General features: G+C 65.2%; 21 protein-coding genes. 15 read left to right on the forward strand and 6 right to left on the reverse strand.

The features are described 5' to 3' along the window. Positions 1-295 precede the first annotated feature (295 nt). Complete coding sequence (locus tag SB4_RS09245; RefSeq protein ID WP_058752351.1) at positions 296-3,034, forward strand: ATP-dependent DNA helicase; 2,739 nt, start codon at positions 296-298, stop codon at positions 3,032-3,034. After that, on the forward strand, positions 3,031-3,564 hold the full coding sequence (locus SB4_RS09250; RefSeq protein ID WP_058752352.1) for a SixA phosphatase family protein: 534 nt from the start codon (positions 3,031-3,033) through the stop codon (positions 3,562-3,564). The genes SB4_RS09245 and SB4_RS09250 overlap by 4 nt, the downstream gene beginning before the upstream one ends. Before the next feature lie 66 nt (positions 3,565-3,630). On the opposite strand, the gene SB4_RS09255 is transcribed toward SB4_RS09250, so the two are convergent. Continuing rightward, a complete protein-coding gene (locus tag SB4_RS09255) occupies positions 3,631-4,158 on the reverse strand; it encodes a YceD family protein (RefSeq protein ID WP_058752353.1) in 528 nt (175 codons plus the stop codon). After that, positions 4,155-4,688, reverse strand: a complete 534-nt coding sequence (locus SB4_RS09260; RefSeq protein ID WP_058752354.1) for a ubiquinol-cytochrome C chaperone family protein — start codon at positions 4,686-4,688, stop codon at positions 4,155-4,157. The genes SB4_RS09255 and SB4_RS09260 overlap by 4 nt, the downstream gene beginning before the upstream one ends. A 142-nt stretch (positions 4,689-4,830) precedes the next feature. Here SB4_RS09260 and SB4_RS09265 point away from each other — a divergent pair, with 142 nt between their 5' ends. Next, a complete protein-coding gene (locus tag SB4_RS09265; RefSeq protein WP_082670086.1) occupies positions 4,831-5,325 on the forward strand; it encodes an outer membrane protein assembly factor BamE in 495 nt (164 codons plus the stop codon). 258 nt (positions 5,326-5,583) lie between these two features. Here the strand turns inward: SB4_RS09265 and rho are convergent, their stop codons facing one another. From rho to hemE, 3 genes are all read right to left on the reverse strand, one after another. After that, on the reverse strand, positions 5,584-6,840 hold the full coding sequence (gene rho, locus SB4_RS09270; RefSeq protein ID WP_042486922.1) for a transcription termination factor Rho: 1,257 nt from the start codon (positions 6,838-6,840) through the stop codon (positions 5,584-5,586). Positions 6,841-7,047: 207 nt separating this feature from the next. Next, entirely contained in the window at positions 7,048-7,509 is a 462-nt protein-coding gene (locus SB4_RS09275; protein WP_058752355.1) for a CopD family protein, read from the reverse strand. Next, positions 7,506-8,528 carry a uroporphyrinogen decarboxylase gene (gene hemE, locus SB4_RS09280; RefSeq protein ID WP_058752356.1) on the reverse strand — a complete coding sequence of 341 codons (1,023 nt, stop codon included), beginning with the start codon at positions 8,526-8,528 and terminating at the stop codon, positions 7,506-7,508. The genes SB4_RS09275 and hemE overlap by 4 nt, the downstream gene beginning before the upstream one ends. 318 nt (positions 8,529-8,846) lie before the next feature. On the opposite strand from hemE, the gene SB4_RS09285 reads away from it, so the two are divergent. The 11 genes from SB4_RS09285 (at position 8,847) to SB4_RS09335 (ending at position 15,689) form a co-directional block, all read left to right on the forward strand. Further along, entirely contained in the window at positions 8,847-9,662 is an 816-nt protein-coding gene (locus SB4_RS09285) for a pyruvate, water dikinase regulatory protein (protein WP_058717320.1), read from the forward strand. Beyond that, a complete protein-coding gene (locus SB4_RS09290) occupies positions 9,659-10,246 on the forward strand; it encodes a Maf family protein (protein WP_082670083.1) in 588 nt (195 codons plus the stop codon). The genes SB4_RS09285 and SB4_RS09290 overlap by 4 nt, the downstream gene beginning before the upstream one ends. Further along, positions 10,246-11,058 carry a shikimate dehydrogenase family protein gene (locus SB4_RS09295; protein WP_058752357.1) on the forward strand — a complete coding sequence of 271 codons (813 nt, stop codon included), beginning with the start codon at positions 10,246-10,248 and terminating at the stop codon, positions 11,056-11,058. The genes SB4_RS09290 and SB4_RS09295 overlap by 1 nt, the downstream gene beginning before the upstream one ends. Next, positions 11,055-11,648 carry a dephospho-CoA kinase gene (gene coaE / locus SB4_RS09300; protein WP_058752358.1) on the forward strand — a complete coding sequence of 198 codons (594 nt, stop codon included), beginning with the start codon at positions 11,055-11,057 and terminating at the stop codon, positions 11,646-11,648. Before SB4_RS09295 ends, coaE begins: the two co-directional genes overlap by 4 nt. Positions 11,649-11,655: 7 nt before the next feature. Further along, on the forward strand, positions 11,656-12,351 hold the full coding sequence (gene dnaQ, locus SB4_RS09305; protein ID WP_058752359.1) for a DNA polymerase III subunit epsilon: 696 nt from the start codon (positions 11,656-11,658) through the stop codon (positions 12,349-12,351). A gap of 55 nt (positions 12,352-12,406) precedes the next feature. Continuing rightward, a complete protein-coding gene (hpf, locus tag SB4_RS09310) occupies positions 12,407-12,997 on the forward strand; it encodes a ribosome hibernation-promoting factor, HPF/YfiA family (protein ID WP_058732823.1) in 591 nt (196 codons plus the stop codon). Positions 12,998-13,061: 64 nt separating this feature from the next. After that, positions 13,062-13,532 (forward strand): PTS sugar transporter subunit IIA, encoded by a 471-nt coding sequence (locus SB4_RS09315; protein WP_058717315.1) that lies wholly within the window; start codon positions 13,062-13,064, stop codon positions 13,530-13,532. Continuing rightward, the gene (locus SB4_RS09320) at positions 13,516-13,974 is read left to right on the forward strand and encodes a PaaI family thioesterase (RefSeq protein WP_058752360.1); all 459 of its coding nucleotides are present in this window, start codon (positions 13,516-13,518) and stop codon (positions 13,972-13,974) included. Before SB4_RS09315 ends, SB4_RS09320 begins: the two co-directional genes overlap by 17 nt. 4 nt (positions 13,975-13,978) lie before the next feature. Beyond that, the gene (locus tag SB4_RS09325) at positions 13,979-14,305 is read left to right on the forward strand and encodes a DUF1491 family protein (protein ID WP_058752361.1); all 327 of its coding nucleotides are present in this window, start codon (positions 13,979-13,981) and stop codon (positions 14,303-14,305) included. A 155-nt stretch (positions 14,306-14,460) separates the two neighbouring features. Beyond that, a complete protein-coding gene (locus SB4_RS09330; RefSeq protein ID WP_058752362.1) occupies positions 14,461-15,114 on the forward strand; it encodes a cell wall hydrolase in 654 nt (217 codons plus the stop codon). An 86-nt stretch (positions 15,115-15,200) separates the two neighbouring features. Beyond that, positions 15,201-15,689, forward strand: coding sequence for an MmcB family DNA repair protein (locus SB4_RS09335; protein ID WP_058752363.1), 489 nt, complete (start codon positions 15,201-15,203; stop codon positions 15,687-15,689). A gap of 28 nt (positions 15,690-15,717) precedes the next feature. On the opposite strand, the gene SB4_RS09340 is transcribed toward SB4_RS09335, so the two are convergent. After that, positions 15,718-17,223 carry a glycoside hydrolase gene (locus SB4_RS09340; RefSeq protein ID WP_058752364.1) on the reverse strand — a complete coding sequence of 502 codons (1,506 nt, stop codon included), beginning with the start codon at positions 17,221-17,223 and terminating at the stop codon, positions 15,718-15,720. Between the two features lie 244 nt (positions 17,224-17,467). On the opposite strand from SB4_RS09340, the gene SB4_RS09345 reads away from it, so the two are divergent. Next, on the forward strand, positions 17,468-20,281 hold the full coding sequence (locus SB4_RS09345) for a TonB-dependent receptor (protein ID WP_082670084.1): 2,814 nt from the start codon (positions 17,468-17,470) through the stop codon (positions 20,279-20,281). Positions 20,282-20,354: the final 73 nt, after the last annotated feature.

Here is a 20,354-nt window from a genome sequence, read left to right on the forward strand (position 1 = left end):
TGGCGTGCTGGTGTACCTTGTGCTTATACTTGTGTAGTGGGCTGTGATCGCTGTGTGCTATGCTGAGGGTTAGCGTCGTGTGACTGGTCGTGTGTGATTGGTTCGTGGTCTGTTTTGTTGTTGTTTTTTTTTTCAAGCAGAAGACGGAATACGTTATCTGGTACGGTCTCGTGGGCTGGGAGATGGGTATAAGGGGAGGGGGTGGGGGAGGGCTCCGCCCCAAGCTATTTGCTCAGTCAGTCGCATCAAATCCTCCATCCCCGTTGCCAACCTGTTCCGGCTCCCCCAAATCACGATGGTGACAACACTCCCCCACCCCGCCCTTCATGCCAGCCATAGCGGTGTGTGGATTTCCACCGGGGGACAGACCCGTGCTGTCTCACGCGGCGAAGCGATCGGGCTGGCGTCCGAAACGCCGGTCATCCTGCTCAACGCGCCGTTGATCGGACAGCGCCTGGGTTATGCCGAACTGTCCGGGCTCGACATCCTCGAACTCTTTGCCTTTCTGCGCCCCGCCCAGTTCGCGGTCCCGACGCCGCACGGCCTCGCGCGCGCCTGCGGGCTGGAGCCGCCGGACAGCGATGCGGACGTGGCCGCCTTTCTGCTTCGGGCCACCGAAAAATTGCTGGCCATGCCGGACGGTGCATGGCCCGAGCGCGAAGGCGCCTGGACCGCCGCGCAGAGCCTCGCCCGGCTCCGCTGGCCCTGGGCGCCGCTGATCGGCCCACGCCTCGCCCGGCCGGAGCGCAACGAACGCTGGTTGTTCAGCGCACTGCCCGAATGGGAGGAGGACGCCCCCCGCGCCGCCCCGCGCACCATCGACCTGCCTCCGCAGGATTCGGAAGAACGGCTACGACGTCTGACCGGCGACGGCGCTGAGGAACGCCCGGGCCAGCGCGCCTATGCCGCCGCCGTCACCGCCGCCTTCGCGCCGCGCGCCGTTCGGGACACACCCAATATGGTACTGGCCGAGGCGGGGACCGGCATCGGCAAGACGCTCGGCTATCTCGCCCCCGCCAGTCTCTGGGCCGAGCGCGCGGGCGGCGCGGTGTGGATATCCACCTATACCAAGGCGCTGCAACGCCAGTTGAGCGGCGAAACCGCGCGCATCTTCCCCGATGCCGTGCTGCGCAAGGAACGCGTCGTCACCCGCAAGGGCCGCGAGAATTATCTGTGCCTGCTCAACCTGGAGGACGCGCTGCAAGGCGGGTTCGCCGGGCGGGCGGCGGTGCTGGCGCAACTCGTCGCACGCTGGGCGGCCTATACCGCCGATGGTGACATGGTCGGGGGTGACCTGCCCGGCTGGTTGACCACCTTGTTTCGCCGCAACGGATCGGCCGCGCTGACCGATCGACGGGGCGAGTGTGTCTATGCCGGCTGCCCGCATTACCGGAAATGCTTCATCGAACATGCGGCGCGCGCGTCGGTGCAGGCGGATATCGTCATCGCCAACCATGCGCTGGTCATGGTCAACGCCGCACGCGGTCGTGAGACACAGACGCGGCCGACCCGTTATGTCTTCGACGAGGGCCATCACCTGTTCGACGCGGCGGACTCGATGTTCGCCACCGCACTGACCGGGTCCGAGACGATCGAACTGCGCCGCTGGATACTCGGCCCCGAAGCCGGGTCGCGCGGTCGTCGCCGGGGCCTCGCTGCCCGACTGTCTGATGTCGCCAGTTATGACGAAGGCGGCAACCGCGCGATCGGCGATGCGGTGCAGGCGGCACATGCGCTGGCGAGCGAAGGTTGGCTGGGGCGACTGGCGGAAGGCCAGCCCTTCGGCCCGATCGAGACATTGCTGGCGGCGGTACGCGGCCTGGCCTTTGCCCGCGCCGAACAACCGGGCGATGCGGGTTATGGGCTGGAGACCGAGCTGGCCGATCCCTCGCCCGCGCTGATCGAAGCCGCCGGGCCCGCCGCCCATGCGCTCGACGCCCTACTACGCCCGCTCGTGACCTTGGGCCAGCGGTTGGAGGCGGTGTTGCAGGAAGCGCCCGACTGGTTGGACGGACAAGCGCGCGCGCGGGTGGAAGGCGCGATCGCCTCGATCGCATGGCGCGCGGAGACGGTGGCGGCGTGGCTGTCGCTGCTCGCGCGGATCGGCGGCCCGGTCGATCCCGATTTCGTCGACTGGCTCGCGGTCGATCGGGTCGAGGGACGCGAATATGATATCGGGCTACATCGCCACTGGCTCGACCCCACCCGCCCCTTTGCCGAGATCGTGCTTAAGCCCGCCCATGGCGCGCTCGTCACATCGGCGACCTTGCGCGCTGGGGGAGATTGGGACGTGGCGGAGGCGCGGACGGGCGCGCCGCATCTGGCGCGTGGCCCGGCCCATTTCGTCGCGGAAAGCCCGTTCGATTATCCGACGCGCGCCGAGGTGCTGATCGTCACCGATGTGAAGCGTGGCGACATTCCCCAACTCGCCAATGCCTATGCCCGGCTGATCGCGGCGGCCAAGGGCGGGACGCTGGGGCTGTTCACCGCGATCCGCCGGTTGCGCGGCGTGCATGGCCGCATCGCCGACCGGCTGGCCCGCGAGGGGCTGGCGCTGCACGCGCAGCATGTCGATCCGATCGACACCGGCACGCTTGTGGATATCTTTCGCGACGATCCATCTGCGTCGCTGCTCGGCACCGATGCGTTACGCGACGGGGTGGACGTGCCCGGCTCGTCGCTTCGGCTGGTGGTGATGGAGGGTGTGCCCTGGCCCAAGCCGACCGTGCTGCACGCCGCGCGTAAGCTGGCGGGCGGCGGCAGCGCCTATGACGATCGGATCGTCCGCGCGCGGCTGGCCCAGGCGTTCGGGCGACTGATCCGGCGCGCCGATGATCGCGGGGCGTTCGTGCTGCTGTCCGCCGCCATGCCGTCACGGCTGCTCGACGCCTTTCCTCCCGGTGTCGCGATTTCACGTGTGACACTCGACGAAGCCGTCGCGCGGGTGGCGGGGCGGCTTTCCTCGGACGCGGGGATCGGGCATGGAGGGAGCGACATCCTGCCAGCCGCCGCCCCGGAGACTTCGATCCGATGAAGACGCTGACGCTCCTTCGCCATGCCAAATCGAGTTGGGACGATCCGGTCGCGCGCGACTTCGACCGGCCGCTCAATGCCAAGGGGCGGCGCGCCGCGGCGATGATCGGGCGGGAGCTGAAGTCGCTGGCGTTCGAATTCGATCACATCCTCGCCTCCCCCGCTATTCGGGTGATGGAGACACTGGACGAAGTGTGGGGCGGTTACGGCCGTCGACTGGAGCCGGTCTGGGACAAGGCGCTGTATCTCGCGTCCGCCGCCAGCCTGCTTGATCAGGTTCATGCCCTGCCCGACACGGCGGAGCATGTGTTGATGGTCGGGCATAATCCGGGGCTGGAGGATCTGGTCCTCGACCTGACCCTGGACGGCGAGTTGCGGGAGCGGGTGGAGGACAAATATCCGACCGCGACGGTGGCGCAGATGACGCTGCCGGTGGACCGCTGGGCCGAGGCGCGGTCGCATAGCGCAACGCTGGAGGCGTTCATCCGGCCGCGCGATCTGGACCCGACGCTGGGGCCGGATGCGCCGTGAAGCCCTGCCGATCGCCCAAATCCCATTCCTCCCCTTGCAGGGGAGGAATGAAGAAAAGGACGGCGCTTATCCCTTTCCTTCCAACTTTGCCTTCAGCCCAGCCAGTGCGCCGAGCGGGCGAGCCTCGTCCTCGCTGATAACCCCTGCTTCCTTCAGCACCGCTGCGGCGTTCGGGCTGCGCGGAAAGGGATCGAGCGACAGGGCCATGGTTTCGGCCGCCGCTTCGCCCAGGTCGATCGTGCCGCCCTCGATCTCGATCGTGTCGAGCGAGTCCTCGGATAGCTCGATTTCCTCGTCACCGCCATGGGTGGAGGGTTCGACGAAACGCAAGGCGACCGGCTCGTCGACCTTGGCGGGCACGGGATCGCCGGTCACCGAACAGGGCTGGACCACCGACCCGCGTACCGTGCCGGTCACCAGGATACCCGCCGCATCGCGCCGCACGACCAGCTCCGCCGACAGCGCATCCACCGACAGCAACCCGAACCGTCCCGCCAGCGCGCGGCGTTCGTCGGGGGTGGTGTCGATCGACACCGGCTTTTCGCGCTCGCCTATCGTGTCGATCTTTTCGGGGCGGCTCCATTCGGGGGTCACGGCAATTCTCCAAGGGTGAGGCGGGCGAGCGAAACGTCCGCCAGCCGCTCATGTAGGGTGCGAAGCGCGCCGCGAACATGGGAAACCGCACTCGGCGCGTCCGGCGCCTCGCCGCGATAAAGGTTGCGGACCAACGCCGCGTCGAAGCTGGCGTCATCCCCGGCCAGTCCCTCGCGATAGGCCGTCAGGCGACCGCCCAGCATCGCCATCATCCGGCCGATATGCTTGCCAACCACGATGTCGCCGATACCCAGCTCGCGCAGTTGCCCGTCCATGTCGGTGACGAAGCGTTCGGTGATGCGCGCCGCCAGGCTCGCGCCCGCATCTTCGGCCTCCAGTCGGATCAGGACCAGCGACAGCATGGCGGCGATCATGTCGAACCGGCCATCGACCGTATCGGGCACCGCGCCATCCAGATACCAGTGCGGTTCGCGCGCGCGCAGGACCACCGCATTGTAGAGCGGCAGCGCCTCGTCCCCATCGCGGCCGAAATAGCGCGCGATCCCCTGCTTCAGCCAGCCCAAGGCCATGCGCCCCTCCCTCTCTGCTCGCGCGGCCAATGCCAGCGCGAATTGCTTGTATGCGCCTTTCCCTTGGCATATCGAGGGGGTGACGGTCGAGCGGATCGACCGCCTGTATACCCGCCTGTGCGGCCGCGATCCCGGCCCGGAGATGATGATGAGCGTTTCTACCACCCGTGCCCTCGGGCTCGGCCTGGCGATGGTCCTGGCCGCGTCCGCCTGTACGCCCCTGCGGTCGCATCAGGGTTATGTGGTCGATGTCGATCTCGTCAACTCGATCCAGCCGGGCGTCGACAACCGCCAGTCGGTGCTCCAGACGCTGGGCACGCCGACGATCACCAGCCAGTTCAACGGCGGCGACTGGTATTATGTCGCGCGGGACAGCCGCAACCTGGGCTATACCCTGCCCCAGCCTTCGTCGCAGATCACGCTGCAGATCAGCTTCGACCAGGCGGGCAACGTCACGACGATCCGTCGCGCCGGTCTGGATCAGGTCGCCGACATCTCGCCCTATGGCAAGACGACGCCGACCCTGGGTCGCCAGCGTGGCTTCTTCCAGGATCTGTTCGGCAATATCGGTGCGGTGGGTGCCCCCGGCGCCGGTGGCGCACCCGGCCAAGGCGGTGGCGGACGCACCCGGCCGTAAGGGCCAATCCCTCTCCCATCGCCGAGCCCCGACAGAGCGGGAGAGGCCATGGGCATCATCGATAGAACGACCCCGTTTGGCCGCGTCGCGTGTTAAGCAACGACGCGGCCGTGCCGTGCTTGGACCGGCACGATCCCGAAAGGGGGTGGGATCGGGCCTGCTAACGCCCCAAAACGAAAATGGGTTCGCCAGCGGGCCTGTTTGCCGCCAGCGAACCCATCAAACCGTAGCGTCGGAGGGGAACTGAGCCCCCGCCCCTTACTGATTCATCGAGTCGAAGAAATCCTCGTTGGTCTTCGAGTTCTTCATCTTGTCGAGCAGGAACTCCATCGAGTCGATCGTGCCCATCTGCATGAGGATGCGGCGCAGCACCCACATCTTGGACAGCTTGTCCTTTTCGACCAGCAGCTCTTCCTTGCGGGTGCCCGACTTGCCGACGTCCATCGCGGGGAAGATGCGCTTGTCGGCCACCTTGCGGTCGAGGACGATTTCCGAGTTGCCGGTGCCCTTGAACTCTTCAAAGATCACTTCGTCCATGCGGCTGCCCGTGTCGATCAGCGCGGTGGCGATGATCGAGAGCGAACCACCCTCCTCGATGTTGCGCGCCGCGCCGAAGAAGCGCTTGGGCCGCTGGAGCGCATTGGCATCCACACCGCCGGTCAGCACCTTGCCCGAGGACGGGACCACGGTGTTGTAGGCGCGGCCCAGACGGGTGATCGAGTCGAGCAGGATGACGACATCCTTCTTGTGCTCGACCAGGCGCTTGGCCTTTTCGATCACCATCTCGGCGACCTGGACGTGGCGCTGTGCCGGTTCGTCGAAGGTCGAGGACACGACCTCGCCGCGCACCGAGCGCTGCATGTCGGTGACTTCTTCCGGACGCTCGTCGATGAGGAGGACGATCAGGAAGACTTCGGGGTGGTTGTCGGTGATCGCCTTGGCGATGTTCTGCAGCATCACCGTCTTACCCACGCGCGGGGGTGCCACGATCAGCGTGCGCTGGCCCTTGCCCTGGGGCGAGACAATGTCGATGACACGCGCCGACTTGTCCTTCTGGGTCGGGTCGGCGGGGTCGAGGATCAGCTTCTGCTCGGGGTAGAGCGGGGTCAGGTTGTCGAAATTGACGCGGTGGCGAACGGCTTCCGGATCATCGAAATTGACGCTCGTCAGCTTGGTCAGCGCGAAATAGCGCTCGCCGTCCTTGGGCGCGCGGATTTCGCCTTCCACCGTGTCGCCGGTGCGCAGACCGTGCTTGCGCACCTGGTTGGGCGAGACATAGATGTCGTCAGGTCCGGCCAGATAATTGGCTTCCGGCGAACGCAGGAAACCGAAGCCGTCCGGCAACACCTCGATCGTACCCAGGCCCATGATCTGGTCGCCCTTTTCCGCCTGCTCCTTCAGGATGGCGAACAGCAGGTCCTGCTTGCGCAGCGTGGACGCGCTCTCGACCCCCAATTCCTCGGCCAGCTGCACGAGGTCGGCGGGGGTTTTCTTCTTGAGGTCTTTCAGATGCATGATCGGTCCGGATGGTCGGAGGGCGTCGGTCGGCGAGGATCGCGGCGAAACGAGGCTGTCGATAAGGAAGCGTACCCGACGCGAGGACCGCGCCGTACATCTTGCGAGTTAGGATTCGGGGAACCCCAAGTCAATGGGGAATACCCAACGCCCCATGAGACTCACGCCCCTCCCGTAGACGGGAGGGGATGGGGGAGGGATAAGAGGTCAGAACGGCTTGATGACCACCAGCACGACGATGATCGTCGCCGCCAGCGCAGGCACTTCGTTGATCATCCGCAATTGCTTGCCGCTGAGCTTCATCTTACCCCGCGCCAGCTTCTTGGAATAGCCGACCATCCAGCCATGATAGCCGCTGAGCAGCAGCACGAAGGCCAGCTTGGCGTGCAGCCACCCCAGCCCCGGCACGCCTGAGAACAGACCCAGCGAGCCCGCCAGCAACAGCCCCAGCACCCACACCGCGATCATCGCGGGCGTCAGGATGATGCTGCGTAGCTTGCCCTCGCGCTCGACCCAGCGCGCAGCGTCGGTGGCATCCCCCGCGACCAGCGCCTCCTGATGATAGACCAGATAGCGCGGCATCATGAACAGCCCGGCCATCCAGAAGATCACGAAGATGATATGCGCCGCCTTCACCCATTCATAGGCGGCCCCCAACAGTCCGATCATCGGTTGTTCCTCACACGGGCGATCAGCCGTTCGACATGCGCGATCGGCGTGTCGGGCAATATGCCATGGCCCAGGTTGAAGATATGCGGCCGCTCGGTGAAGGCCGCCAGGATGCGATCCACCGCGCCGTCCAGCGCCTCGCCCCCGGCGATCAGCGCCAGCGGATCGAGATTGCCCTGCACCGGCAAACCTTCGGGCAGATAGGTGTCGGCCCAGACCGGATCGACCGTTTCGTCCAGTCCGACCGCGTCCACGCCGGTTTCCCGCGCATAAGCGGGCAGCTTGCCCCCGGCGCCCTTGGGGAAACCGATCACCGGCACACCCGGACAGCGCGCCCGGAAACCCTCCACGATCGCCGCATTGGGCGCGATCACCCAGCGCTCGAACTGCGCCGGCGACAGCGAACCGGCCCAGCTATCGAACAGCTGCACCGCCTCGACGCCGTTTTCGACCTGTCCCGCCAGATAATCGATGGTCATGGCCACGATCGCATCGATGACCGCCCCGAACCCCGCCGGGTCGGCATAGGCGAAACGCCGCGTCTCGCCCTGGTCCTTCGACCCCTGCCCCGCCACCATATAGGTCGCGACCGTCCAGGGAGAGCCTGCAAAGCCCAGGAAGCCGGTCTGGGGCGGCAACTGCGCCTTCACCCGCGCGACCGTGGCATAGACGGGCTCCAGCCGCTCTGGGGCCCGTGTGAGGGCATTCAGTGCATGATCGACCAGCGCAGGTGCCAGACGCGGCCCCTCCCCCGCCCCGAAGCTCAGATCCTGGCCCAGCGCCCAGGGAACCATCAGGATGTCGGAGAACAGGATCGCCCCGTCAAAACCGAAACGACGGATCGGCTGCAACGTCACCTCCGCTGCGGCTTCCGGATCGGTGGCGAGCGCCAGGAACCCGCCCTTCTGCGCCCTCAGTTCGCGATACTCGGGCAGATAGCGTCCGGCTTGGCGCATGAGCCATAGGGGGGGTGTCGCCAGCCGCTCACCCTTCAACACGGAAAGCAGCGATTTTCGAATCGAAACGTCGGTCAGGGGACCCCCCTTCTTCTATTAAAGAAGATTCTAAGAATGGATTGTTGAAGTGGTTGGCACGTTGGTTGTCGGGATTATGCGGCTCTCCCCGTTATGCCAACACGTTGACTCATGGGGAATCGCCGATTCAACGGGATTCGGATTCATCGCCCCCATAACTCACAGGCTGTGGAAAAGAATCGGGCCTGTGGGATTCGATGTGGACGAATCATCGCTTATCCACCGCCGGTCCGTCGCTTGGCCGGTCGGCAAAGTTACGCTACCGATTCGTGACACGTTATCCACAGAGTCATTCGCCCGCCCATGACGACGCGCCTCCACCTCCATCTGCTGTCCGATTCCACCGGCGAGACGCTGGAGAACATCGCCAAGGCGGCGCTGGCGCAATATGACGATGTGGAAACCGTCCGCCATTTCTGGCCGATGGTCCGCACCGAAAGCCATCTGGAGCGCATCCTGCAAGAGATCGCGCAGAATCCGGGGCTGGTCATCTATACGCTGGTGAACCCGGTGACGCGGCGGGTGCTGGAAAGCCGGTGCCACGCGCTGGGGCTGCCGACGGTCGCGCCGCTCGATCCGGTCAATGCCGCGCTGTCGGGACTGCTGGGCGTGCAGGCCAAGATGCGCCCAGGCCGCCAGCATGTCTTGGACGCTGCCTATTTCGCGCGCGTCGATGCGATCCAGTTCACCATTGCGCATGACGACGGCATCGCGTGGGAGGAATGGGAAGAGGCCGATATTGTGCTGGCCGGGGTCAGCCGTTCGTCCAAGACGCCGACCTCCATCTATCTCGCCAATCGCGGCTACAAGACCGCCAACATCCCGATCGTGGTCGAAAGCCCCCCACCCCCGTCGCTCTACACGCTGAAGAAGCCGCTGGTCGTCGGCCTGACCACCAGTGCCGACCGGCTGATCGCCATTCGCCGCAACCGCCTGCTCTCGCTCAACCAGGCGCCCGACACCGATTATGTCGAGCAGGAGGCGGTGAACCGCGAACTGACCTTCGCGCGCCGGATGTTCGCCGACAATGACTGGCCGGTGATCGACGTCACCCGCCGCTCGATCGAGGAGACGGCGGCCGCGATCATCTCGCTCGTCAATCAAAGGAAGCCCGCATGATCATCCTGGCCTCGCAAAGCGCCTCGCGCCGGGCGATGCTCGACGCCGCCGGGGTCGCCTATGAAGCGCTGCCCGCACGGGTCGACGAAGCGGGCGTCAAGGCGGCGATGGCGGGGGCTTCTCCTCGCGATCTGTCCGATGCGCTCGCCGAGATGAAGGCGGTGAAGGTGTCGGCGAATGCCGGGCCGGTGCCGGTGCTGGGATCGGACTCGATCGTGGCGCTCGCCGACGGCACGCTGCTCGACAAGCCCGAGAGCCGCGAACAGGCGGCCGAGCATCTGGCGCGGATGAGCGGCGGCAGCCACGAACTCTGGAGCGCGGCGGTCGTCGCCGAACATGGCCGCCCGGTCTGGCGGCATGTCGAGCGGGCGAAACTCCATGTCCGGCCGCTGTCGGGAGCCTTTATCGACCGCTATCTGGATCAGGAATGGCCCGAGATTGCGGGCTGTGTCGGCTGTTTCCGGATCGAGGGGCCTGGCGTGCAGCTCTTTTCGCGGATCGAGGGGAGCCACTTCACCATTCTCGGCATGCCGCTGCTGCCGGTGCTCGGCTATTTGCGTGAGCGCGGCTGGATGGCGGCGTGATGGCCAAGCCCTATGCAGAGGTGATCGGCGACCCGATCAGTCACAGCAAATCCCCGAAAATCCATGGTTTCTGGCTGAACGCGCTGGGGATCGAGGCGGAGTATCGCGCCACCCACGTCACCCCGGACGCGCTGCCTGCCTATTTCGCCGAGCGGAAGCGCGATCCGGACTGGCGCGGCTGCAACATCACCGTGCCGCACAAGATCGCCGCACTCGATCATGTCGAGGATCGCGAGGATGTGCGGACCGCGATCGGTGCGACCAACACCGCGTTTCGCGACGCGGACGGCGCTTTGGTCGGGACCAACACCGATGCGGCGGGATTTGCGGCACCGCTGAAGCCCTATGATCTGGCGGGCAGGCCGGTGACGGTGATCGGGGCAGGGGGAGCGGCGCGCGCGGTGCTGTTCGCGCTGGCCGAGATCGGCGTCGGGCCGGTGACCCTGTTTAACCGCAATGTGGATAAGGGGGCGGCGCTGTTGTCGTCCTTTGGACTGGAGGGCCGGGCCTTGCCCATCGGTGACCCCGTTCCGCCCGGCGCCCTGGTGGTCAACGCGACCAGCCTGGGAATGACCGGCCAGCCGCCGCTCGACCTGGATCTGTCGGCGCTACCGCCCGAGGCCGTGGTCTACGACATCGTCTATGCGCCACTGGAAACCGACTTGCTGGCGGCGGCGCGGGCGAGGGGGCTGGCGACGATCGACGGGCTGGAAATGCTGATCGGCCAGGCGGCGGTGGCATTCGAGCGGTTCTTTGGGGTGGCGCCGCCGCGCGACCGGGACGGCGAACTGCGCAAGATCCTGCTCGGATGATCGTGCTGGGTCTCACCGGCTCGATCGGCATGGGCAAGTCGACCGTCGCGCAGATGTTTCGCGACGAAGGCGTGCCGGTGTTCGACGCCGATGCCTGTGTGCACGGCTTGCAGGGGCCCGGTGGAGCACTGGTCGCGGCGATCGAGTCGGCCTTTCCCGGCACCACCGGACCCGATGGCGTGAATCGGGCCGCGCTGGGCCGCGCAGTGCTGGGTGATGACTCCGCGATGCGCCGACTCGAGGCGATCGTGCACCCCGCCGTTCAAGCCGAGCGCACGGCCTTTCTGACGGCCCATGCCGACGCTTCGCTGGTGGTGGTGGACGTGCCGCTTTTGTTGGAAACCGGCGGTGATAAGGCTGTGGATAAGGTGTTGGTGGTTTCGGCAGAACCGGCCGTGCAAGAGGCCAGGGTGTTGGCAAGACCCGGCATGACGAAAGAGAAATTTGCCGCGATTCTCGCGCGTCAGCTGCCCGATGTGGAAAAGCGGGCGCGCGCCGATCACATCATCGCGACCGACATTCCACTGGCCGAAACCCGCGAAAAAGTCCGCGCGCTGATCACTTGCATGCGGGACTCCGAAGGCCGATAGTCGGGGAATGAGAGAGATCGTTTTCGACACCGAAACGACAGGGTTCAAATTTTCGGAAGGCGACCGGCTGGTTGAAATCGGCTGTGTCGAACTGGTCAACCGGGTCGAGACCGGTCGCACCTATCACGCCTATTTCAATCCCGAACGGTCGATGCCCGCCGAGGCACAGGCGGTCCACGGATTGTCGGATGCGTTCCTGAAGGACAAGCCGGTCTTTGCCGAGGGTGTGGCCGCGTTCCTGGACTTTATCGGCGACGCGCCGCTGATCGCGCATAACGCGACCTTCGACTTCGGCTTCATCAATGGCGAGCTGGGCGCGCTGGGCTTTCCGCATGTCGATGAAAAGACGCGGATGGTCGACACGCTGGCGATCGCGCGCAGCAAGCATCCGGGCGCCAAGCATACACTCGATGCGCTCTGCTCGCGCTATGGCATCGACCGTTCGCACCGTGTGCTGCACGGCGCGCTGCTCGACGCGCAGCTGCTGGCGCAGGTCTATGTCGAGCTGATGGGCGGGCGGCAGATCGGCCTGGGCCTGCTCGCCGACTCCGTCGAGGAGAGCGGGCCGGTAATCGTCGCCCGTGCGCCCGCCAAGGTCCGCCCGCCGCGCACTTTCCGGCCGAGCGAGGCGGAACTTGCCGCCCATGCGACGTTTCTAAAGGACATAAAAGATCCGGTTTGGGGGGCCGAGGCGTCCGGTTGACGCCACGGGACAGGCCAAAAAGACCGTCCCATCAGAGTGCATCAAGGAGAAGACGATGGATATCCGGATTTCTGGTCATCAGGTCGAAACGGGCGACGCGCTGCGGACCCATGTGACGGACCGGCTTCAGGGTATCGCCGAGAAATATTTCGCCCGCGCCATCTCGTCCGAGGTGACGTTCGGCAAGGGCCCGCATGACGTCGGGTTCAAATGCGATATTGTGATGCACGTCACCCGTGGTCTGGTCCTGAAGGGCCGTCATGATGCGCAGGACGCGCATCTCGCCTTTGACGGCGCCGCGACCAAGATCGAAAAGCAGTTGCGCCGTTATTCGCGCCGCTTGAAGGATCGTAACCAGGGTCAGGCGATCGAACTGGCCGAGGCCGGGGCCTATGACGCAGGCTATACCCTGTTCGCCGAACAGATCGATGAGGACGAGGCGGGCGATGCACCCCTGATCATCGCCGAGACCCGTGTCGATATTCCCGATGCCAGTGTCTCGGATGCGGTCATGATGCTTGACCTGCGCAATACTGCGGCCCTGTTGTTCAAGAATTCGGGGACGGGTTCGTATAATATGGTCTATCGCCGGGGTGACGGAACCATCGGCTGGGTTGAGCCACAACGGGGCAGCACGGCTGGATAAGCTCTATCGTTCTTCCGCGCGGGCCGCTAATAGGCGGGCCGCGCGGGGGCGCTTCGGAAAGACCATGAACGATTTCAGCGATCTGTTGCGCCACGACACGGTGCTGGCCGGACTCACGGCCGCGAACAAGAAGAGCCTGTTCCAGACTCTAGGCACCGCTGCGGCGGGTCCGGCGGGACAGGATGCCAAGCTGTTGGCCGATGTCCTGACCGAGCGCGAAAAGCTGGGCTCCACCGGTTTCGGCGGGGGGATCGCCATTCCGCATGGCAAGGTGGCGGGGCTGGAGCAGATCGTCGGCGTGTTTGCGCGGCTGGCCCAGCCGGTCGATTTCCAGGCGGTGGACGACATGCCGGTCGATCTGGTCTTTGCGATGTTCTCGCCCGCCGATGCGGGGTCCGCGCATCTGAAGGCGTTGGCGCGTGTATCCCGGCGGCTGCGCGACAAGGGCTTCGTCGCCAAGTTGCGCGGGGCGGGCTCGCCCGATGCGATCTGGGCGCTGCTGACCCAGGACGAGGCGCGTGACGCCGCGGCCTGAGGGCGAGGCCGCGCATTTCCGGGCGCTCGAGACGCTCTATGCGGAGGCCCCGATCAACCGCCTGTTTGAATCGACGCTGGACATTCCCGAACCCGGTATCGCGCGGATACGCTTTCACGTCGATGAGCGTCATTATCACGCGGCCGGAGCGGCGCATGGCACGAGCTATTTCAAGATGCTCGACGATGCCGCCTTCTATGCCTGCAACAGCCTGGTCACCGACCGTTTCCTGCTGACGACGCAATTCAACCTGCTGCTCACCCGTCCGATGAAGGCGGGGGAGGTGGTGGCCGAGGGGCGCTGGGTCAGCGGGCGGCGGCGGGTTTTCGTTGCCGACGCACGGCTGATCGATGCGCAGGGCGAGGAAGTCGCACGCGGCACCGGCACCTTCATGCGCTCGCAGATCGCGCTCGCCGGGCTGCCGGGGTATCGGACCGCCTGATACGATGGACGACCGCCTGCCCAGCCATATGCTGGTCACCGCCCTGCTCCGCCGGATGAACGATAGCGGCGGCATGGGCATGGTGCTGGCCAAGGGCGATGCGCAGGGTGGGGGCATCCTGGTGATTATCGTCGATGCCGACCGGCGCGAGCGCGTCATGGAACGCGGCATCGGTCCCGACGGTCGAACCACCCTGATCGACTCGACGCCTGCAAACGATATTTTAAGCTATTGGCAGAGGCGTCGGGCGCGCGATCCCGATTTGTGGGTGGTCGAACTGGATGGCGCTGCGGCGGAACGGTTCACCGCTGAAACGATCCTGCAACATTGACGAACGCGGCCGGATCGGCCACGACCCCCCCATCGTAATTTCGCGTTGTGCTTATCGGGTGCGATCCGGTGGGTTACGCAGTCGGGGGGAAGCCCGGACGAGCGCCTTTGGGCAATGCTCGGGTCCGTGATCCAACCGCATGTCTGTTTGAGTGAATGACCGTTTTCAAGCGAGTCGCGGCGTCCGCTGCCATGGCTCTATCTCTGGCGGGTCTTCTCGCCACCAGCACCCCCAGCCTCGCGACCAACGTTGCCGGTGCTGCTGCCACTCCAGTCAGTGCGATGACTGTTTCCGGGATCAACGTCGCCGATGTTGCGATGGTTCCCCAGAGCGCCCGGGCCACCATGTCCGCGCTCCCCGATTTTTCCCAGATTTCTGAAGTCGATGACGACAGCGAATATGACTCGCTGGCCGACGCCGTGGCCGACCAGGACGAGATCGCGTCGAGCGAAGAGCTCCGCTGTCTGGCCGGTGCCATTTATTTCGAAGGTCGCGGTGAACCGCTGGCGGGTCAGCTCGCCGTCGCCCAGGTCATCCTGAACCGCACCAAGTCGGGCCGTTTCCCGACCGACGTCTGCAACGTTATCAAGCAGCGCGGCCAGTTCAGCTTCGTGCGTGGCGGCGAAATCCCCGCGGTCAGCCCGTCGCGCAGCGCTTATCGCACCGCCGTCGCGGTCGCCAAGGTCGCTCTGGCCCAGGCGTGGGACAGCACGGCCGGTAAGGCGCTGTACTTCAACACGCCGGGCAACCGTCCGGGCGTGCGTGTCCAGAAGGTCGCCGCGATCGGCAACCACATCTTCTATCGTTGACGGTCATGGCCCTGATTAAGGGCCTGTTTTTTGCCTGAGCCCCTCGGGGCTTTGCAAATGTTCGTCAAATGTTCTAAGCGGGTGGCATGTTGGACATGCCGCCCGCTTCGTGTGTCGACGATCCGCTATCGCCACTTTGCGCCGCCGATGTCGCGCGGGGCGTGACCCGGATGCTGCTCCGCCACGACCTGATCACCATTCCCGAAGTCCCGCTGGAGGGCGGCCGCCGCGCCGACCTGATGGCGCTCGACGCGCGGGGACACGTCGTCGTCGTCGAGATCAAGGTGTCGCGCGCCGACATGCTGGGTGACGGCAAATGGCCGGACTATCTGGCGCATTGCGACCGCTTCTACTGGGCGGTGCCCGCCGGATTCGACTGGTCGCCGCTCGACAGCGCGGCGTTCCTGCCCGAGCGGACGGGGATCATCGTCGCGGACCGCTATGACGCGGCGATCATACGCGAGGCGCATAGCGTGCCGCTGCCTGCGCATGTGCGGAAGAAGGCGACGTTGAATTTCGCAAGACGGGCGGGGCGGCGGATGATCGGGCTGACCGATCCCGATGCGGGGATGTGAATGGGGGTGGGGGGCGCCCGCCTTTATCTCACCGCGTCAGAACCAACGTCACGACCGACTGCGGCGGTGCGACGTTCCCCGCCACTTCCGTTGCCTTATGTCCTGCATCGGTCACGATCATCCGCCGCTGCCAACGCCCCGGCACCGTCACGGTCAGCGGTCGTGGCGACAGGCCCGGATTGACGTGAACCAGTACCAGCCGCCGTCCATCCGGTGACAGCGCCCCCACCGTATCCATGTCGTCCACCGGCACCAGCTGGTCGCCCGGGCGAATGTAGCGACTGAACTGCGCCATCGCCCAATATTTGCCGGTGACATGGATCGCATGGGGCTGGTCCGCCGCGCCCATCAGGTCGGCCTTGACGATGCCCCAGTTGGAGCCCTTCTCCCCCTTGCGGGTGCTGAGATCCTCGACCGCCTGCCAGAAGACCCAGGCGGCGGGTTCCAGTCGCTTCAGGTCGCCGACGACATGCTCGGCAAAGGCCAGCGGCGTCGCCATGCCCGTCAGGTCCTCGGGATCGCCCGACAGCGGCGAGTCATTCTCGCTCATCCACAGCCGGATGCCCGACGCACGGGCGATGTCGCGCACCGCGGTCTGGTGGACGGTCCCATAGCTGTGGACGTTGAGCTGCCCGATCGCCGCACGGGTGGCAGACGGATAGGCCGCCCAGTCCTGCACGAACAGATGCGAGGCAGTTTCGTCGGGGGCCGAGACGACCGTGGACAGTCCCTTGGCCTTCAGCGCGGCGGCGGTGGCATCGATCATCTGCGCTTGGCGGACGGGGCTCCAATGCGCGCCCTCCTGGGTATTGGCGGCGAACCAGTAATTGGTGTTGGGCTCGTTGACCGGTGACAGGGTGCGGAAGGTCAGGTGATGCCGCCGCTGCAGTTCCTCGGTGACGCGGACCAAATAGGTGGCGAAAGCCTGTTCCTGGTTGGCACGTAGATTGTCGTCGGTGCCCTTTTCCGCACCGGACACGCGCCCGCTGACCGTCATGAACCAGGGCGGCGAGTTGGAAAAGGCCTCGAAGATCGGCTGCTTCACGCGGGCGGTGATCGCATCCAGCCACCAGCGCTGGTTGGCGTCCTGGCTCCAGTCCCACATGGCGGGATCGTCGGCGCGCCACCAGTCCTTGCCCGTCATGCCTGCCGGTTGTCGCCAGAAACCCGGCACCGCGCGCCCGACCTTCATATAGGGGGGCGTGTCCGCCGCATTGCCGCCACCGATATTGTAGCGCGCGATCGTCCAGCCCAGCCCGTCAGGACCATAGAAAAGATCGGCCAGCCGAGTCCGCTCTGCCTCGGGCCAGCCGCCCGTCACATGCGCGAACCAGGCGAGGGCTGTGCCCCAGCCCTCGAACACGGTCGACGGGCGGTCGATCGCGGGGCGCAGGGTCACGGGAACGGCACGATCGGCCGGTGGCGGCGATGGGGACTGTGCCTGAGCGGACACCCCCGTCACTGCCATGCCCATGGCCAGCAAAACGGCCAGTCGGCGGGCTCCTGCCTGCCGTCGATATGATGCCTTCGCCATGACCCTGTCCCCTTTACGTCAGACTATAGGACAGGGCGGTGCATGGTCGTCAATGCCTGTCATCGGTCGATAAAAGCCTGTTAAAATTCAATAGCTAAGCAAAAAACCTGTCAGACCAGTCACCGTGATGACAGGAAAACGCCATTTTTCAGTTGCGGCTGATCCGGTCCTTTTCTATTTATCTGACAATAAATCGATCGCATTCCGCAGAACGGAATGAACTATCAGAGGAGGGGGAAACGCGATGAAGATCGGCACTGTTTTGCTGTGCGGCACGTCCATGGCCGCGCTTTGGGCCGCACCGGCCATGGCCCAGGTTCAGGCCGCCACACAATCCACACAGGCATTGACCGCCGACCAGGCTGCCCAGGCTCCGGCCAGCGACCAGGATATCGTCGTCACCGGCGTACGCGAGAGCCTTCGTTCGGCGCAGGCGATCAAGCGCAATGCCGATCAGATCGTCGATTCGGTGCAGGCGCAGGATATCGGCAAGCTGCCCGATGCCAACACGACCGAAGCGTTGCAGCGTATCACCGGCGTCCAGATCCAGCGCCGCTATGGTGAGGGCGCAACCGACTTCGACCATCGGACCCAGCCGGCTGTCACCGTACGCGGTCTGACCCAGGTTCAGAATTTCCTCGACGGTCGCGCGGTCTATTCGGCCTCGGGCGGTCGCGCCTTCGATTTGGAGGGCATTCCGCCCGAACTGCTCGCGGGCATCGACGTGTACAAGAACGCGCCCGCCAACATTATCGAGGGCGGTATCGGCGGCGCGGTCAACCTGCGCACCCGCAAGCCGTTCGATGCGGCGGGCCAAGTCATCTCGCTGACCGCGCGCGGCAATTATTACGATCGGGTCGACAAGTTCGGCGGCTCGATCTCCGGGCTCTACAGCAACCGGTACGACAGTTCGATCGGCGAGATCGGCATCCTGATCAACGCGGTCTATTCCAAAAGCCAGTATCGCCAGGACGGCCTGCTCGCCGGACCCTTCGCGGAAGCGCAGCCGGGCACGATCGCCAACGCGCCGTCCAATGCGCGTATTCCCTATGGCTTTGAAATCTATGACGACACCGGTGATCGTCGTCGCTTCGGCGTCGCCGCCGCCGTGCAGTGGCGGGCCAGCGACGACGTGCTGGTGACCGCGCAGTATCAGGGCACCAAATACTGGTTCAACCGCACCGGCGCCTACTATTACGATTTCAACAACCGCTCGAACCAGTACAACGCGGCCGGGCAAGTCACCTCCTATGGCACCGGCGCGGCACCGGGTGCGGCCTTCACCTTCAACAAGGATGGCTATGCGACCAGCGGCGCGCTGTCGCCCCAGACCTTCGAGACCGGCCGTTTCGACCAGGAACTGTGGAGCGCCAGCCAGAACTACACTTTCAATGTCGGCTGGCAGGCGACCGAGCGGGCGAAGGTCAACTTCGACGTCCAGTATCTGAAGTCCTATTATAACGCCGACCGCAACGGTCACGTCCTGTCGCTCTACAACCGGTCGGGCCAGAATGCGCTGACCGCGCCGCACCCCTCGACCGTGGTGTTCGACCTGCGCGGCAAATATCCGCGCTGGGACGTGACCGACCCGACGGTGCTGAACAATCCGGCCAATTATACGCTGCCGTTCATCGCCGACTCGCTGCAGCGTAACGACGCCGACACGCTCGCGCTCGCCTATGACATCGAATATGATTTCGAGGGCAGCGTGCTCCAGAAGCTGCGTGGCGGCGCGCGCTATGCGGGCAATACCATCGACCTGCGCGGTACGTGGAACGGCGTTGGCCTGTATCAGGGCGTGACGCCGGGCCAGGACGCGCCCAGCGGCACCGCGCTGATCCCGCTGTCGCGCTTCCCGCAGCTGGCGATGAAGGGTCCGTCGCCGAACTGGTTCGACGGCAACACGGTCAAGGGCGGTATCCTCTATCCGGCCTTCCCGCAGGGTGACGGTGTCTGGGCGCAGACCAAGGCGCTCTATGCGCTGTTCGGCGCGAAGACGAAGGACGCCTTCACCCCCGGCGACCTGAACAACCAGACGGAAAAGACCTATACCGCCTGGGGCATGGCCGATTACGCATTCGAGGCGGGCGGCGTCCGGTTCGATGGTAGCGCCGGGGCGCGTTTGATCCGCACCGACCTGACGTCCAACGGCACGCAGTTCAATGCCGACGGCACCAACGCGCCGCTGGCGCTGAAGAACCGCTATACCCGCGTGCTGCCCAGCGTGAATTTGCGCGCCCGGCTGACCGACGATTTCCAGATGCGCTTCGCCTATTCCAAGGGGCTGGCACGTCCGAATTTCGACCAGCTGTCGACCAACATCACGCTGAACAACCCGAACCAGGTCAATCCGGCGACCGGCCGCCCCAGCGCCAGCTCGGGCAATCCGCGGCTCAGCCCGATCGATTCGGACAATCTGGACCTGACGGCGGAATGGTATTTCGCGCCCGCAGGCTCGCTGACCGGCGGTATCTTCTATAAGAAGATCAACGGCTTCCTGGCCAGCGGCCGGATCGTCGGCACCTATGGCGGCCGGGCCTATGACGTGAACACCGTCGTCAATTCGGGCAGCGGCACGGTCAAGGGCGCGGAGATCGGCTATCAGCAGTTCTTCGACTTCCTGCCGGGTCTGCTCAGCGGTCTGGGGATTCAGGCGAACTACACCTATGTCGACTCCAACGTCGCCAATCCGTTCGCTGGCAACAATCCCAACGCCCCCTCGTCGCTGCCGCTCGAGAAGCTGTCCAAGCACAGCTACAATTTGATCGGTCTGTACGAAAAGGGACCGGTGACCGCGCGTGTCGCCTGGAACTGGCGCTCGAGCTATCTGGATGCGACCACGGGCAGCGGTGCCAATGGCGAGGCGCAATATGCCAAGCCGTACGCCTCGCTCGATGCTTCGCTGAACCTCAACCTGACCAAGAATCTCGCGGTCTCGATCGATGCGGTGAACATCAACAACCGGATGAACGTGCTGTATATCGGCACGCCCTCCGCGCCGCTGCAATATCAGCTCAACGACCGGCGCTTTGGTGCGTCGATCCGGGTCCTGTACTAAAGTCCCCAACTCGGCATGGGGGCTGCACCGTCCCCATGCCGCTTTTCTGGTGACACCGGTGCGATCGGACGAG

Source organism: Sphingomonas sanguinis, assembly GCF_001476905.1.
Classification (GTDB): Bacteria; Pseudomonadota; Alphaproteobacteria; order Sphingomonadales; family Sphingomonadaceae; genus Sphingomonas; species Sphingomonas sanguinis_B.

Excerpts from the sequence above, each read along its gene's own strand:
- SB4_RS09325 (WP_058752361.1), top strand. The coding sequence starts at position 13,979 with ATGGACGACCGCCTGCCCAGCCATATGCTGGTCACCGCCCTGCTCCGC.
- SB4_RS09290 (WP_082670083.1), top strand. The coding sequence starts at position 9,659 with ATGATCATCCTGGCCTCGCAAAGCGCCTCGCGCCGGGCGATGCTCGAC.
- SB4_RS09330 (WP_058752362.1), top strand. The coding sequence starts at position 14,461 with ATGACCGTTTTCAAGCGAGTCGCGGCGTCCGCTGCCATGGCTCTATCT.
- SB4_RS09250 (WP_058752352.1), top strand. The coding sequence starts at position 3,031 with ATGAAGACGCTGACGCTCCTTCGCCATGCCAAATCGAGTTGGGACGAT.
- SB4_RS09275 (WP_058752355.1), bottom strand. The coding sequence starts at position 7,509 with ATGATCGGACTGTTGGGGGCCGCCTATGAATGGGTGAAGGCGGCGCAT.
- SB4_RS09340 (WP_058752364.1), bottom strand. The coding sequence starts at position 17,223 with ATGGCGAAGGCATCATATCGACGGCAGGCAGGAGCCCGCCGACTGGCC.
- SB4_RS09295 (WP_058752357.1), top strand. The coding sequence starts at position 10,246 with ATGGCCAAGCCCTATGCAGAGGTGATCGGCGACCCGATCAGTCACAGC.
- coaE (WP_058752358.1), top strand. The coding sequence starts at position 11,055 with ATGATCGTGCTGGGTCTCACCGGCTCGATCGGCATGGGCAAGTCGACC.
- rho (WP_042486922.1), bottom strand. The coding sequence starts at position 6,840 with ATGCATCTGAAAGACCTCAAGAAGAAAACCCCCGCCGACCTCGTGCAG.
- SB4_RS09265 (WP_082670086.1), top strand. The coding sequence starts at position 4,831 with ATGATGATGAGCGTTTCTACCACCCGTGCCCTCGGGCTCGGCCTGGCG.
- SB4_RS09345 (WP_082670084.1), top strand. The coding sequence starts at position 17,468 with ATGAAGATCGGCACTGTTTTGCTGTGCGGCACGTCCATGGCCGCGCTT.
- SB4_RS09315 (WP_058717315.1), top strand. The coding sequence starts at position 13,062 with ATGAACGATTTCAGCGATCTGTTGCGCCACGACACGGTGCTGGCCGGA.
- SB4_RS09335 (WP_058752363.1), top strand. The coding sequence starts at position 15,201 with ATGTTGGACATGCCGCCCGCTTCGTGTGTCGACGATCCGCTATCGCCA.
- SB4_RS09285 (WP_058717320.1), top strand. The coding sequence starts at position 8,847 with ATGACGACGCGCCTCCACCTCCATCTGCTGTCCGATTCCACCGGCGAG.
- SB4_RS09260 (WP_058752354.1), bottom strand. The coding sequence starts at position 4,688 with ATGGCCTTGGGCTGGCTGAAGCAGGGGATCGCGCGCTATTTCGGCCGC.
- hpf (WP_058732823.1), top strand. The coding sequence starts at position 12,407 with ATGGATATCCGGATTTCTGGTCATCAGGTCGAAACGGGCGACGCGCTG.
- dnaQ (WP_058752359.1), top strand. The coding sequence starts at position 11,656 with ATGAGAGAGATCGTTTTCGACACCGAAACGACAGGGTTCAAATTTTCG.
- SB4_RS09245 (WP_058752351.1), top strand. The coding sequence starts at position 296 with ATGGTGACAACACTCCCCCACCCCGCCCTTCATGCCAGCCATAGCGGT.